Raw genomic sequence first — 14,522 nt, 5'->3', positions numbered from 1 at the left:
GAGGATCGCCACGTCCGTTTCGTGTTCACCGCGTTTATTTGCCGGTACGTAGCGTTCACCTGAAGGTTCTTTTGCGTAACGCACCTCCGGCCGCGTGAGAGGATGGCGGCTCCCGGCCCGGTCAACGAGCGGGCCAGCCCCTCAACTTACGGTTGCGTAGGTACGATGGCCCGTATGACTGCGTCCGCCCCCGACGCGGCCACGGACTCGCCGGCCGACGGCCGTGGTCCCGCCGCGCACTCCGTGCCCCGCCAGATCAAGCAGCACGCCCAGCACCTCGCCGAGCCGCTCAAGCCGAAACTGCGCGGCTGGCTGCACCTGGGCATGTTCCCGGCCGCGCTGATCTCCGGCCTGATACTCACCGCCCTCGCCGACTCCGCCCGGGGCCGCATCGCCTGCGGGATCTACGCCCTCACCGCCTGCCTGCTGTTCGGCGTGAGCGCGCTGTACCACCGGGGCAACTGGAGCCCCCGCATGGACGGCGTCCTGCGCCGGCTGGATCACGCCAACATCTTCCTGATCATCGCCGGCACCTACACCCCGCTGACCCTGCTGCTCCTGCCCGGCGCGAAGGGGCAGTGGCTGCTGTGGGGCATCTGGGGCGCGGCGGCCGCCGGCATCATCTTCCGGGTCTTCTGGGTCGGCGCCCCGCGCTGGCTGTACACGCCGTGCTACATCGCGATGGGCTGGGCGGCCGTCTTCTTCCTGCCCGACTTCATGCGCACCGGCGGCATCGCCGTGCTGGTCCTGGTGGTCGTCGGCGGCCTCCTCTACAGCGCGGGCGGCGTGATCTACGGCATCAAGCGGCCGAACCCCTCACCGCGCTGGTTCGGCTTCCACGAGGTGTTCCACACCCTGACGCTGGCCGCGTTCATCGTGCACTACGTCGGCATCTCGCTGGTGGCGTACACCCACATCTGACCGCCCCTCCCCCACCGCACGGCCACGGCCTCCCAGCCGTGGCCGCTTCTCGTGCGCCCTCCGGGCCGGTCCGCTGGTGGGCGCGCCGGCCGGGGACGTGCGCTGGATGATCGCGGTCCGGGCGTTCATGGGCGTCGGCGGCGCGCTGGTCCCCCCGCCGAGCCGCAGGTCCCGGACGTGGCCGTGCCGCCCGCGGATGCCCGACAATGAGGGCCATGACGGCCGCACCCTCCCCCCTCTCCCCCTCCGACCGCCCCCGGCTGGGCCTGCGCGAGCGCAAGAAGATCAAGACCCGCGAGGCGATCCGCACCGCGACCTTCGAACTGATCGGGGAGCAGGGCTACGACTCCACGACGATCGACCAGATCGCCGAGCGGGCCGAGGTGTCGCCGTCGACCGTCTTCCGGTACTTCCCGGCCAAGGAGGACATCGTCCTCACCGACGAGCACGCCCCGGTGATGCTGGAGGAGCTGCGCGCGCGGCCCGTCGACGAGCCGTGGATCGAGTCGGTGCGGCACATCATGGGCAAGGTGCTGGACCTGCTCGTGCAGGAGAGTCCCGAGGTGGTCCGGATGCGGGCGCACCTCGGGGCGCAGGTCCCCGCCGTCCGCTCCCGGATCTTCGAGAGCATGTCGCAGACCGCGCGCCTGATGCGCGGGGCCATGGCCGAGCGCTTCGGCCTGGACCCGGACAGCCTCGAGGTGCGCGTCTACGCGATGTCCCTCATCGGCGGCCTCATGGAGGTCAACATGTACTGGGCGGAGCACGACTTCACGGGCGACCTCGGGGACCTCGTGCAGCGCGCCCTGGACGTCCTGGAGCACGGCCTGCCCACCGAAAAGCCCTGAGACCGGGCCCCTCTCCCATGACATCCTGACCGGGTGAACGGTCCCGAGATCCACGTCGAGTTCGCCCCCGGCCTGGCCCTGTTCGTCCCGCACGGGCGCCGCGGCGCCGCCACCGCCCTGACCACCGACGGCGTCTCCTCCCTCGGTCACGTCGTGGAGTCGGCCGGCGTCCCGCTGACCGAGGTCGGGTCGCTGTGGGTGAACGGCCGCGAGGTGCCGTCCTCGTACGTACCCGCGGCCGGCGACCAGGTCTCGGTCCGGCCCGTCGAGCGCCCCCAGCAGGTCCCCGGCGCGCCCCTGCGCTTCCTGCTCGACGTCCACCTCGGCACCCTCGCCCGCCGTCTGCGCCTGCTCGGCGTGGACACCGCCTACGAGTCGACGGACATCGGCGACCCCGCCCTCGCCGCCCGCTCGGCCGCCGAACAGCGGGTCATGCTCAGCCGCGACCGGGGCCTGCTGCGCCGCCGCGAACTGTGGGCCGGCGCGTACGTCTACAGCACCCGGCCCGAGGACCAGCTCCGGGACGTCCTGGACCGGTTCCGGCCCGAACTGCGGCCCTGGACCCGGTGCACCGCCTGCAACGGGCTGCTGCGGGAGGCTGGCAAGGAGGAGGTGGCGCATCAGCTTCAGGGCGGCACGCAGCGGTCGTACGACGTCTTCGCGCGGTGCCTGGACTGCGGGCGCGTGTACTGGAAGGGCGCGCACCACGACCAGCTGGTGGCCATCGTGGAGCGCGCCCTCGCCGAATTCGCGGGCTGACCCGGGACCGGCCCGGGCGAGTAGGGTCGGCCCGGGACCGGTCCGGGGGTCAGCGCAGGACCGGTCCAGGGTCAGCCCGGGGCCGGTCCGGGGTCAGCCCGGGGCCGGTCCAGGGTCAGCGCGGGGCCGGTCCAGGGTCAGCGCGGGGCCGGTCCGGGATCAGTGCGGGGCCGGTCCGGGTCAGCCCGGGGCCGGTCCGGGTCACCTCTTCTTCACGTCGCCCTTTCCGCAGGCCGTCCCGTCCTTGTTCCGGTCCAGGCCGAGCGGGTCGTCGCGGCCGTTGAGCTTCAGCCGGCCGTAGTCGTTCCTCTTCAGCCAGTCGCACCGCGCGGCCGCCGACTTCTTCACCCCGGGCGGGAAGGCGGTCGGCACGCACACGTTGACCGAGCCGTAGTGCCGGTCGCAGCCCGCGACGAAGGCGCCGACCTTCTGCGAGGCGCGCCTCGTGCCGGGCCCGGCGACCTTGCCCGACAGGGAGTCGGCGAAGGAGTGGACGTGCGCGGAGGCGTCGGTCGCGCTGAGCGCCCGCGGGCCTTGCAGGTGCACCCACTTGGCCACCGACGGCACCCCGCCCGCGTCGACCGCGAAGAGCATGTACCAGCCGGGCGGGGCCAGGTCGGGGTTGCTCGTGACATTCAGGTCGACGGTGTTTCCGTCGTTTCCGCCCACCGACAGCGGCAGGTCCACGAACCGCTGGTTGGGGTCGGCGGAGTGGGTCACGGCGGCCGGGCGGATCAACTCGGCCTTGGCGATGGGCCGGTCGACGGTGATCCGCTGGGTGTCGCCGTAGTTCCACTCGGTGTCGATCACCGAGGTGATCGTCGGCCGGGTGCCCTTGAGCAGGTAGGGCGGCGTGTAGATCGACACGTTGTGGTTCCAGGTGCCGTTGCCCGGGTTGTCGCCGGTGGTCATCACGCGGCCGTCGGGCAGCAGGAACGCGGACGAGTGGTAGCCGCGGGCCTCCGGGTCGGCGGTCACCGGGTCGAAGGTGCCGGTCGCGGGATCGTAGATCGAGGACTCGTAGACCGGGTCGGCGCGGTTGTGCAGCGCGCCGCCGGTCTCCAGCACCTTGCCGTCGGGCAGCAGCACGGCGGAGACGTACATCTTGCCCTGGCCGCCGGTCTCGGCGACCTTGCCGGCGCCCAGGTCGACCGTGCCCTGCGGGATCGGTGGGCCGGCGACGTAGGACGGGTCGGCCTGCTTGAGATCGATGACGTCGGTGAGCCGGTTCGCGTCCGGGTTGGAGTCGATGTTGCCGCCGCCCAGGGTGAGGACCCGCTGGTCCTGCGCGGGCGGCAGCAGCACGCTCGCCGACTGGTCGCGTTGGTCCTTGTTCTGCAGGCCGGGGACCTGCGTGACGGTGTTGGCGGCGTAGTCGTAGATCGCGCTGCCGGTGCCCGGGATGTTGTTGCCGAAGACGTGGCTGCCCGAGTAGAACAGGCGGCCGTCCTGCATGAGGATCATCGACGGGTACAGACCCCAGTACGACCAGGTCTGGTTGACCTGCCACAGCGGCAGCCACTTCTGCTGCCCGTCGGACCAGTACTCGGCGGTCACCGAACCGGTCGAGTCCTCGCGCAGGCCGCCGAAGGAGATGACGTCACCGTTGCCCAGTTCGGTCGCCGACGGGTACCAGTGGCCGTCGTTGAGGTCGTTCGTCCTGCTGTACGTCTCGGTGGCCGGGTCGAAGACGTAGGAGTCCTTGAAGCCCTCGTAGCCGTGCGAGCCGTCCGCCGCCGGGAACGCCTTGTTGCCGCTCATCACCAGCACCCGGCCGTCCTGCAACTGGACGTGCCCGGCGCAGAACATGTCCTTCGGCGTGGGGATGATCTTGTAGCTGCCGTCGGCCGGGTTGTAGACCGCCGAGGTGAAGCTGCCCGCGTCGAAGTTCTCCTCGCTGTTGCCGGAGCCCGCGATCAGCAGCACCTTGCCGTTGCTGAGCACGACGGAGTGCATGGAGCGCACCGGGTTCCGCGTCGGCAGCACGTCCCAGCGGCCGTCGGCGCACTCGTCGGCGGTGGCGGTGCAGGTGGCCGGCGGGAGCGTGTCGGGGACCTGCTCCATGGTGTAGTCGTCGGTGGTCGCCGAGCCGGTGCCGTAGACCGACACGCCCCAGGTGATGCGGTCGGTGCCGGCCGGGACCTCGGGCGTGCGGACGGTGGCCTGCGTCCAGGCCGACTGCATCTCCAGGGTCTTGAGGTCGGTCCAGTACTGCCAGCCCGCGGTGGTGTCGTGCCGGAAGAGGGTGACGTTGGCGTCGGGCGTGGTCGTCCGGTACCAGAGCCCGAGGTCGTACTGCTTGCCCGCGGTCACCACCGGCGCGCACTCCGCCGACTCGGTGATCAGCGCCTTGCGGTCGCCGTCGGCCCGGCGGGTCAGCGACACCTTCATCGCCGCCGAGCCGCTGTGCGCGTCCGTCGTCGTCTCGAACGTGAAGTCGTTGTCGCCCCAGCCGGACTTCTCCCAGCAGTACGGCATCCCGTCGGTGCCGGCCGTCTCGAAGCCGGGGTTCTTCACCAGGTTGGCGGCCTGGGCGGACTGGGGCGAGGTGAGGAGCAGACCGGCGGTCAGGGCCCCCACCCCGACCAGTGCGGTCCTTCTTCGGCGCTTGTTCACACGGCTCTCCTTGCTGCGGTGCGGCTGCTGTCCTTCCCGGACCGCGGTGTCCGGCGCGGGAGGTAGACCAGCGCTTCGGTGCCCATGAAGCGCAGGACGAACGTCGTCACCAGCGCGAGCGCGGTGGCGGGCAGCGCGCCGAGACCGAACCGGTGGACGAGCACCGCGATCAGCGGGATGCGCAAGCCCAGGTCGGCGTTGGCGAGCAGCGCGAACCGGCCGACGCGGTCCCACCCGCCGCGGTGCCGGCGGCGGTCGCGGAACAGCAGGTGCTCGATGAGCAGGAAGTTCCAGACGACACCGAACTGGTTGGCGAGGATCTCCGCCGGCACGTAGTGCATCCCGGCCCGGTTCAGGGCCCACAGGCCGAGCAGGTTCGGCACGAAGCCGCTCGCGCCGATCAGGCCGAACACCAGCATCCGGGCGAGAGGCGAGGCGGTGCGCAGGCCGACCAGGTGGCGCAGGAAGCGCAGGCCCTCGCGCGCCGTCGACTTCGACTCCCCGGCGAACCGGTCCTGGAAGACGAACGGCACCTCGGTGACCTCGCGCGGACGGGTGCGGACCGCCAGCTCGAGGAGGATCTTGTAGCCGAGGGGCTCGAGGGCGCCCGCGGCGATGTCGCCGCGACGGATGGCGAAGAAGCCGCTCATCGGGTCGCTGATGCCGCGCAGCCTGCGCGGGAAGAGGGCCTTGGTCAGCCAGGTGGCGCCGCGCGAGACGGCCACCCGGTAGCTGCCGGCCAGCCCGGCCCGGCTGCCGCCCTTCAGGTAGCGGGAGGCGACCACCAGGCCGGCGTTCGCCCGCTCACCGGTGGCCACCAGCTCCGGCACCAGGGACGGCGGGTGCTGGCAGTCGCCGTCCATGACGACGATCCAGTCCGACCCGGCGGCCTTCATGCCCTCGACGACCGCGCCGCCGAGCCCGCCGACCGGTTCCTCCCGGTGCAGGACGGTCACCGGGAACGGGCAGTCCTCGGCCGCCTCGCGGATGACCCGCGGGGTGTCGTCGGTGGAGTCGTCGACGAAGACGACCTCGCAGGGCAGCCGGGACGGCACCGACTCGGTGATCAGGTGCAGCAGCCGGCGGACGTTCGCCGACTCGTTGAACGTCGGTACGACGATGGTGACGGCGCCGGGTTCGGGGACCTCGACGGCCCGCGCGGCGGGGTCGTGGAGTTCTCCGGCGGCGGTGTGCTCGTGGGTCATCGGACGCCTCCGGGGGTCGTCTCGATCCGCCGGATCTCGATGCGGTCGGGCCCGGTGCCGAAGGTGGCGACCGGTGTCGAGTGCTCGATGGCGGCCCTGACGTTGGGCAGGTCGACCGCGTCGCGCCGCACGGTCGGGGAGGCGACGACGTAGTCGAGGTCCCGCCAGCCGCGCGGCATCGTCTTCGCCACGGCCGGGTCGAGGTCGGCCTTGTAGAACCAGATGACGCCGAGCCCGGGCCGGTAGCCCTGGTGCACGAGGTCCAGCCAGAGGGCGTCGTCGACGAGGACGCGGGTGCTCCGCGGGTCCTCGACCTCGGTGGCCAGCCAGTGCGAGGCGGCCCGGTAGGGGGCGTTGGCGTCGGTGGTGACGGCGGTGCGGTCGCCGTCGTACCAGCGCGGCACGACGTAGGCGCCGGCGGCGACGGCGAGGACGGCGGCGAGCGCGTACCGGCCGCCGGTGACGTACCGGCTCTCGCCCGCCGAACGGCGCCTGCGCAGCACGGCGTGGGCGACGGAGGCGGCGCCCCCGGCGAGCACCAGGGCGAGGAAGGGCAGGGCCTGGATGACGTACATCGCGGGCAGGTAGCCGGTCGGGCGCATGGCGACCAGGGCCAGGACCGCCACCGCGAGCGACGGTCCGGCCAGCGCGCGGGCGGTGACCGACCACCGCCAGGTGACCAGGAGCAGCAGGGCTCCCGCGAGGCCGCCGACGATCAGCACGTGGTCGTAGTACAGCCATGACCGCAGCACCCCGTGCGAACCGGAGCCCGCATCCAGGATGAAGCCCGAACCGGGCCTGGTCATCTGGTACTTGAGCCCTTCGAGAAGCGAGACGTGCCCGTCGCCGGGGATCAGCTCGCCCTTCAGCAGGGCGAAGAGGGGGTAGGAGAAGCCGATCAGCACGCAGGCCGTGACGGCGCCGGTGAGGGCGAACTTGCGGGTGTCGCGGTGGCTGTGCCGCCACATGGTCAGCAGCAGGGCCGGCAGGACGACGAGCATCGTCTCCTTGGTGAGGACGGCCGTGGCGGCCGCCAGTCCCGCGCCGAAGTGGTGCCACAGGTGGCGGCTCGGGGAGGCGGCGAGGGCGAACGCCAGCAGCGTCCACACCACCGCGATGTTGTCGAGGAAGATCTCCCGCTGAAGGACCACCGACAGCGGCGAGAGCCCGAACAGCACCATGGCGAGCCCGGCGGCCCAGCGCGGCAGCGACAGGCGGCGGGCGACGACGTAGACGAGGACGGCGCCGGCCGCGCTGATCACCAGCATCGCGCCGCGCATGCCGGCGACGGTCATCGCGCCGGGGCTGACCAGCGACGGGATCCAGGTCAGCAGCGCGATCTGGATCCAGCCCAGCGGCGGGTGGTCGTACCAGTAGGTGTAGTGGCCGAGGCCGCGGCCCTGCTGGACCGCCCAGGCCTGGGCGAGGTAGGTGCCCTCGTCGTCGCTGAGGGCCGGGTACGCGGCGATGTTCCAGCCCTGCACGACGAGGATCGCGGTGAGCAGCACGCCGCACAGCAGGAGGTCGGGCCGGGAGGAACGCAGCCGCGGCGGGCTCGTCCGGCCGGCCGGACCGGTTTCCGGCGCAGGCCGGCGCTGCGCGGTGACCTGGACGGCGGTCACCGCGGGAAGGGCCGAGGTCACGCGGGGACGTCCTCTCTCAGGTCGCGGTTCGCCGCGGCTTCGGCGAGGTGCGCGCCGACATGGGTGGTCAGCTCCCAGTCGTTGCGGCCGCGCTGCTCACGCCAGACGGCGCGGATCGCGGCCCCGGCGAGGAGGACCTGGTAGAACGGGCCGCCCACGATGAGCTTGAGGTAGTGGACGAAGCGGATGCGCAGCCCGTACTGCCTGCCGAAGTCGTGCAGTCCGACGACCTCGAAGACGAACGTGACCGCGGCGGTGACCAGGGGCAGGAAGGTCAGGAACGCGATCCCGACGGGCACGTCGAGGAACAGCGCGACGGCCGCGTTGAGCGGGATGACGACGCCGGAGAACGCCTGCAGGAACGGCGTCATGAGCGTGTACCGGGCGAGCAGCCGCTGCCCGAAGCCGGGCAGCTGCTTCCAGTCCCCCTTCCGGTACACCTGGAGGAAGCCCTGGTTCCAGCGGGTGCGCTGCTTCAGCAGCGACATCAGGGTGCCCGGGGTCTCCTCCCGGGTGACCATGTCGGAGTCGTAGGCGACGACGACCTTCTTGCCGACGCTGGACAGCCGCACGCCCAGGTCGCAGTCCTCGGCGAGGCAGTCGGGGTCCCAGCCGTCGGCCTCCCGGAGCACGCCGGTCCGCACGAAGACGGTGTTGCCGCCGAGCGGGATGAACCCCTTCTGGGCGTGCAGGTGGAGGCGGGAGCGGAACCAGAAGAAGTACTCCAGGCAGTTGCGCAGGCTGTACCAGCTGGAGTGGAAGTTGATCAGCTGGACGCCGCCCTGGACGACGTCCGCTCCGGTGGTGCGGAAGGCGTGGTCGACGTGCGCGAGCAGCTCCGGATGGACCTGGTCCTCGGCGTCGAAGACCCCGACGACGTCGCCGCGGCAGTGCGGCAGCGCCGTGTTCATGGCCTTCGGCTTGTTCTTCTTCTCGTGGGTGTCCACGACGACCCGCACCCGCGGATCGCGCTCGGCCGCCCGCTCGGCGACGGCCGTGGTCTCCGGATCGTCGTGCCCGACGATCACGATGATCTCGAAGTCGGTGTGCGTGGACTCCAGCAGCCGCTGGACGGTGTGGTCCAGCACGGCCTGCTCGTGCCGCGCCGGAAGCAGGAGCGAGAAGGAGACGTGCTCGTCCCCGTCGGGTCTGCTGAACCGGGTGGAGGCGAGCACCTCGGGCGTGCGCCACGCGTGCATCTGCCACCACAGGGTGAACGCCGCCATCCAGAACAGGGCGAGCGAAACGGCAGCGATGAGTAACGACGTCAGCAAAAGATCCCCCCAGATCCCCGAAGCCCCCCGGCGTGAAAGGGAGTTGTCCCTCTCGCGCCACTGTGCAGAGATTAGGGGGGAACCGTGAAGCGCGCAGGGCCTTTCAGTGAAGAGCGCGTTTCGCCACAACGGGTCCCCAGAGTGAACAATTCGAACATCGGCCGCGCCGCGGCACCGCGTTCTGGCTCTTTCAGCTGCTCAGCGCGGTGCGCAGCCGCTCCGGGTCGGTCGTCGGGGCGTCGCAGGTGAAGTTACGGCAGACGTAGGCGGCGGCCCCTCCGTCGATCAGCGGACGCCCTTCGAGCAGCGGGAACTCGTCACCGTCCACCGCCCCGACCGCGACGACCGCTCCCGGGGCGGTGCCCAGCAGCGCCGTACGGTGCAGGGTCCGCGTCGCCTCGTCGTCCAGGGACGGACCGACGACCGCGACCTCGCGCGGCCCGTCGAGCCACGCCTCGGCGACGGCCAGCCCCCAGCCGATGAACCGGGGCACCCGCGGCCCGAGCGCCTTCACCACCCCGAGCGCCCGCTCCGCGGCCGTCCGGTGGGGCTCGGAACCGGTGTGGGCGGCATAGCTCAGCAGGGCACCCGCGGCCGCGCTCCAGCCGGACGGCGTGGCGTTGTCGGTCGGGTCCTGCGGACGGCGGATCAGCTGCTCCGCGTCGTCCGCGGTGTCGTACAGCGCGCCCGAACCGGCGTCCACGAAGCGGGCGAGGACGTGGTCGAGCAGCAGCCCGGCGAATTCCAGCCACACGCCCTCGCCGGTGACGGACGCCAGCGCGAGGAAGCCCTCGGCGACGTCGGCGTAGTCCTCCAGCACCCCCGCGTTGGCGCCTGCCCGCCCGTCCTTGCTGGTACGGGTGAGCCGGGCGTGCTCGTCCAGGTGCAGCCGTACGAGGAGATCGGCGGCGCCGGCCGCGGCCTCGACCAGGTCCGGACGGTCGAAGCAGGCACCGGTCTCGGCGAGCGCGGCGACGGCGAGACCGTTCCAGGCGGCGACGACCTTGTCGTCCCGGCCCGGGGCGGGCCGCCCGGCGCGCGCGGCGAACAGCCGCCCGCGGACCGACTCCAGCCGCTCCGCGTCGAACACGCCCTCCTGCTGCGGCAGTCGCAGCACCGAACGGCCGTGCTCGAAGGTGCCCTCCTCGGTCACGCCGAAGTACCGGGCGGCGAGTTCGGCGTCGTCGTCGCCGAGCACCTCCCGCAACTGCGCCGGATCCCACACGTAGTACGCGCCCTCGACGTGCCGGCCGCTGCCGTCGTCGCTGTCGGCGTCCAGCGCGGAGGCGAACCCGCCCTCGGCCGTGCGCAGTTCGCGCACCATGAAGTCGGCCGTCTCCAGGGCGACCCGGCGGGCCGTCTCCGAGCCGGTGACGCGCCACAGGTGGGTGTAGACCCGGCACAGCAGCGCGTTGTCGTACAGCATCTTCTCGAAGTGCGGGACCACCCAGCCGCGGTCCACGGCATAGCGCGCGAAGCCGCCCCCGAGCTGGTCGTAGATCCCGCCGCGCGCCATCCGCTCGCAGGTGTCCTGGGCCATCTGCAGGGCGCCCTCGGCACCGGTGCGGGCGTGGTGGCGCAGCAGGAACTCCAGCACCATGGACGGCGGGAACTTCGGCGCGCCGCCGAACCCGCCGCGCTGCGCGTCGTACTCCCGGGTCAGGCCGAGCAGCGCCTGGGCGATCTCCGCCTCGCCGGGCGCCTGGGTGGAGCCGAAGCCGATCTCCCGGCCGGCCAGGTCGCGCACGATCTTCCCGGCGACCTCCGCCACCTCCCCCGGCCGGTCCGCCCAGGCGGCCCGCACCCCCTCCAGCACCTGCCGGAACGACGGCGTGCCGTGGCGGGGCTCGGGCGGGAAGTAGGTGCCGAAGTAGAAGGGCTCGGCGTCCGGCGTGAGGAACACCGTCATGGGCCAGCCCCCCTGCCCGGTGGCGGCCTGCACGGCCTCCATGTAGACGGCGTCCACGTCGGGCCGCTCCTCACGGTCCACCTTGACGCTGACGAAGTGCTCGTTGAGGAACTCGGCGGTGGCCCGGTCCTCGAACGACTCGTGAGCCATGACGTGGCACCAGTGGCACGCAGAGTATCCGACTGACAGCAGAACGGGCACATCGCGCCGTTTCGCCTCCTCGAACGCCTCAGGTCCCCACGGCCACCAGTCGACTGGATTGTCAGCGTGCTGAAGCAGATAAGGCGAGGTCGTACGAGCCAACCGGTTCATACGACCCAGCCTCTCACAGCGGCTGGCACGGCCGGCGAAACCCTCACGGACCCGCCTCGCGCTGGGCAACTCCTGGCCTTGACAGTCGGCGCCGGACTTCCTCCGAGCCGGGCGTCCCGACACCTCGGAACAGTAAGCTGGGCGCAGCAGTGCCAGCCCTGCCGAGGCTCCTCGAAGGAGGTACACATGACCGCCGAGATGGTGGCGCCCGCGTGGATGCATTCACAGATCAGCGCGGAGCAGTACGACTCCTGGTCCGAGGAGCAGTGCGCCGGCATCGAGATCGTAGACGGGATGGTCGTCGTGAGCCCGAGCGCCTCCAAGCGGCACAACCGACTGGCTCGGATCCTGGCCAATGCCCTGGACGCCGCCGCGGGCCCGGACTGGAGCGCAGACACGGACTTCGACGTCCGCCTGCAGGACGTTCCACTCACCAACCGCCGCCCGGACGTCACCGTCTACCGGGCGGAAACCATCGACCTCACACCCACCCGCCCCGAGCACGTACTCCTGGTTGTCGAGGTCGTGTCGCCCGGCTCGGAAACAACTGACCGGATCGTGAAGGTGGACCAGTACGCCAAAGCTGGCATCCCCTTCTACTGGCGTGTCGAGCAGGCCGCCACGGGTGTCCCGATCGTCTACACCTACGTCCTCGACCCCGCCACCAAGGCTTACAGGGACGGCGAGATGTTCACCGGCACGGTGAAAGCCACCGCACCTTTCTCCATCACGGTCGATCTTGGGCTCTTGTAAGGTACTGAGAAGGCCACCCCGCCATCGACGCTTGACCGTCAGCGCCCGCATCACGGTGCTTCGCGGACCGATTAGGGCATTCTCCGACTACGAACCAGATGCACCACGTGCGGATGCCACTCCAGCCCGTACACGATCGTTCAGCCGTGCCCGGTCAAGAACTACTCAAGGGCCCGTTGGCTGACGGTCGCACCGACAGGGCAGCCGTCCAAAAGGGCGACCCAAGTCCTGGTATCCAGTTGCGGTTCATCGACGCTGACGGGCTACGACTGTCCCGCTTTGCCATCGCCGCCGAGTGACGCTCCACTCTCAAACTCGAACCATGGCGCTGCAGGCAACATGTTCGGCCACTAGCTGACCATCCATGCGGACGTCACTGTCGGCGGCGATACAGGAGGACACGGGAAGGTAGGCCGATCCTCACGAGTCGAGCGTAGAAGCTCGTGTGATGATCCTGGCCGTGCTGGACAGTGCAGAGGCATCCCTCACGGCCAGGTCGGTTCAGACAGGGCTCAAGTAGGTGATGATCGCCATGCCGACTGCGGCTCCAGGGCAGGAAAGCCGCGTTGCGCTTTCAAGGCTTCACAAGCCTGAAATCGCTCCCCCTCACTCGGTGTCGATGTCGGCCTCGCCGACCTCCTTGTCGGCCGACTTGATGCCCAGGCTCTCGATGAACTGCCGCTCCCGCGCCGCCAGTTCGTGCTGCCGGGCGAGGATGAACTCAGTGAACTCGTCGGCCTTGAGGTGCTCGATGGACGCGAGGCTGACTCCGTGCGAGTCCAGGATGTCGGTCCGCCCGTCCTCCGCGAGCCTGATGAGCGCCTGCCGGATCGACACACCCGGCGGCGTCGTCATGACGATCCGGTTGGCGGGACTGGAAGCCCCGGGGACCCCGCTCTGCGTGATGACGTGTCGATAGGTCTCGCTGTGCGCCGTCGCCAGCTGTTCCAGCACGTTGGCGGTGCCGCCGTCGAGGTTCTTCCGATCCGGGAACGTCTGCAGGTCCCAGAGGAGGTAGGCGCGCACGCGCGCGCTGCGCAGGTCGAAGCGTTCGGGGAAGGAACGGGCCCGCTCAGCGGCATAGCTGAGGCCGCCCTTGCCCCGGGCGAAGGCCTTCATCTCCGTGATGAAGTTCCGGACCTGGGTGGTGGTGGACCCGGCGAAGGTGCCCGCCAGGGATGTGGTCCAGAACCAGTGCCGGAGCTTGACCCGCTGCTCCGCTTCGACCTTGTCGGAGAAGTGGAAGAAGACGGCGAGCAGCATGATCTGGATGTTGTAGGGAACCAGGCGAGCCAGCGGGACCCGGACCTCCTCCCGCAGGAACTCGACCACCTTCTGGAGGATCAGGTCGGTGTCCTTCACCGCGGTCATGAGCTGGCCCTGGACCTTGCGGGCCATCGTCTCCCAGGAGGTGTCCCGCTGCACGTCCTCCTCGCCGGACAGCGCGAGGACGGTCTGGAAGATCGTCATGATCGGGATCTCCCCGAAGCCCGAAGCGGCGATCCGTCCCTTGATCTCCTCCATCTTGTCGCTGAGCGTCTCCGAGCCGATGGTCCCGTAGGTCAGTGCGGAGACCATCTGGTCGGGACGCATCTTCTGGCCGCTGCTGTTGATTCTGGAGAAGACCTCGATGGCCTGCTGGAGAGTGCCGCCCTCCATGCGCACCACGGAGACCTTGTAGTTCTTCACCCGCTTCGCGATGCGCTCACTCTCCTTGGTGAGGCGGTCGGCTTCCTCACGGGAGTGGGCGACGTCGGACAGCGTCCGTGCGTATTCGAGGAAGTCCAGGGTCCCCAGTACGGACCGCATGGGCAGGAAGTGGCTGGGCACCGGCTCGCCGCTCTTCCAGTGGCGATAGCGCACGCCGTCGTGCTCCGACCGGACGAGAGGCCGGTAGACCCACCACATCCAGTCCTCCTGACGGGCGGACCGCGGGGCGTCGGCCGAGCGGTGGAGGACGCCGAAGAGCGTTGAGAGCCGCTGGTGACCGTCCAAGACGTAGGCGACCTTCGCCCCTTCCGGTGCTGGCGGAATCCTGCGCCCACCGATGGTGTCGAGGCTTTCGAGCGGCATGGTGGTCTCCCAGATGAGCAGGCTGCCCATCGGGTAGCCGCGCTCCATGCTGTCGAAGAGCTGGAGCATCTGCTCGGGGCGCCACAGGAACGGGCGCTGGAACTTCGGCACCCGCAGCTCGCCCTGCGCGATCCGCTCCAGGACCTGCTCCAGGAAGTGGACCTCCGGCACTACGGAGATATCCTTGACCACCTCGATGTCTCCCATGC

General features: G+C 70.5%; 10 protein-coding genes. 4 read left to right on the top strand and 6 right to left on the bottom strand.

Annotated features, from left to right (window positions below; all coding sequences use genetic code 11):
* Nucleotides 1-174: 174 nt before the first annotated feature.
* From trhA to VKA29_RS20720, 3 genes are all read left to right on the top strand, one after another.
* Nucleotides 175-921: a PAQR family membrane homeostasis protein TrhA gene (trhA, locus tag VKA29_RS20730; protein WP_324787375.1), complete on the top strand. Its 747-nt coding sequence runs from the start codon at nt 175-177 to the stop codon at nt 919-921.
* Between the two features lie 206 nt (nt 922-1,127).
* Nucleotides 1,128-1,769 carry a TetR/AcrR family transcriptional regulator gene (locus VKA29_RS20725; protein ID WP_324787374.1) on the top strand — a complete coding sequence of 214 codons (642 nt, stop codon included), beginning with the start codon at nt 1,128-1,130 and terminating at the stop codon, nt 1,767-1,769.
* Nucleotides 1,770-1,802: 33 nt separating this feature from the next.
* Nucleotides 1,803-2,528: a Mut7-C RNAse domain-containing protein gene (locus VKA29_RS20720; RefSeq protein WP_324787373.1), complete on the top strand. Its 726-nt coding sequence runs from the start codon at nt 1,803-1,805 to the stop codon at nt 2,526-2,528.
* A gap of 201 nt (nt 2,529-2,729) precedes the next feature.
* Here the strand turns inward: VKA29_RS20720 and VKA29_RS20715 are convergent, their stop codons facing one another.
* From VKA29_RS20715 to VKA29_RS20695, 5 genes are all read right to left on the bottom strand, one after another.
* The gene (locus tag VKA29_RS20715) at nt 2,730-5,144 is read right to left on the bottom strand and encodes a galactose oxidase early set domain-containing protein (protein WP_324787372.1); all 2,415 of its coding nucleotides are present in this window, start codon (nt 5,142-5,144) and stop codon (nt 2,730-2,732) included.
* Nucleotides 5,141-6,349, bottom strand: coding sequence for a glycosyltransferase family 2 protein (locus tag VKA29_RS20710; protein WP_324787371.1), 1,209 nt, complete (start codon nt 6,347-6,349; stop codon nt 5,141-5,143). The genes VKA29_RS20715 and VKA29_RS20710 overlap by 4 nt, the downstream gene beginning before the upstream one ends.
* Nucleotides 6,346-7,992, bottom strand: coding sequence for an ArnT family glycosyltransferase (locus VKA29_RS20705; protein ID WP_324787370.1), 1,647 nt, complete (start codon nt 7,990-7,992; stop codon nt 6,346-6,348). The genes VKA29_RS20710 and VKA29_RS20705 overlap by 4 nt, the downstream gene beginning before the upstream one ends.
* Nucleotides 7,989-9,266 carry a glycosyltransferase gene (locus tag VKA29_RS20700; RefSeq protein ID WP_324787369.1) on the bottom strand — a complete coding sequence of 426 codons (1,278 nt, stop codon included), beginning with the start codon at nt 9,264-9,266 and terminating at the stop codon, nt 7,989-7,991. Before VKA29_RS20700 ends, VKA29_RS20705 begins: the two co-directional genes overlap by 4 nt.
* Before the next feature lie 190 nt (nt 9,267-9,456).
* Nucleotides 9,457-11,487 (bottom strand): thioredoxin domain-containing protein, encoded by a 2,031-nt coding sequence (locus tag VKA29_RS20695; RefSeq protein ID WP_324787368.1) that lies wholly within the window; start codon nt 11,485-11,487, stop codon nt 9,457-9,459.
* A gap of 186 nt (nt 11,488-11,673) precedes the next feature.
* Between VKA29_RS20695 and VKA29_RS20690 the strand changes: the two genes are divergently transcribed.
* A complete protein-coding gene (locus VKA29_RS20690) occupies nt 11,674-12,240 on the top strand; it encodes a Uma2 family endonuclease (protein WP_324787367.1) in 567 nt (188 codons plus the stop codon).
* Between the two features lie 606 nt (nt 12,241-12,846).
* Here VKA29_RS20690 and VKA29_RS20685 read toward each other — a convergent pair.
* Complete coding sequence (locus VKA29_RS20685) at nt 12,847-14,520, bottom strand: DUF262 domain-containing protein (RefSeq protein ID WP_324787366.1); 1,674 nt, start codon at nt 14,518-14,520, stop codon at nt 12,847-12,849.
* Nucleotides 14,521-14,522: the final 2 nt, after the last annotated feature.

It is taken from the genome of Streptomyces sp. H51, assembly GCF_035656535.1.
Lineage (GTDB): Bacteria > Actinomycetota > Actinomycetes > Streptomycetales > Streptomycetaceae > Streptomyces.
The sequence above is the reverse complement of the archived record's forward strand: the minus strand, read 5'-3'. Positions and strand labels throughout refer to the sequence as shown.

Coding starts and splice junctions, on each gene's coding strand:
- VKA29_RS20695 (WP_324787368.1), bottom strand. CDS start 11,487: ATGAACCGGTTGGCTCGTACGACCTCGCCTTATCTGCTTCAGCACGCT.
- VKA29_RS20710 (WP_324787371.1), bottom strand. CDS start 6,349: ATGACCCACGAGCACACCGCCGCCGGAGAACTCCACGACCCCGCCGCG.
- VKA29_RS20685 (WP_324787366.1), bottom strand. CDS start 14,520: ATGGGAGACATCGAGGTGGTCAAGGATATCTCCGTAGTGCCGGAGGTC.
- VKA29_RS20725 (WP_324787374.1), top strand. CDS start 1,128: ATGAGGGCCATGACGGCCGCACCCTCCCCCCTCTCCCCCTCCGACCGC.
- trhA (WP_324787375.1), top strand. CDS start 175: ATGACTGCGTCCGCCCCCGACGCGGCCACGGACTCGCCGGCCGACGGC.
- VKA29_RS20690 (WP_324787367.1), top strand. CDS start 11,674: ATGACCGCCGAGATGGTGGCGCCCGCGTGGATGCATTCACAGATCAGC.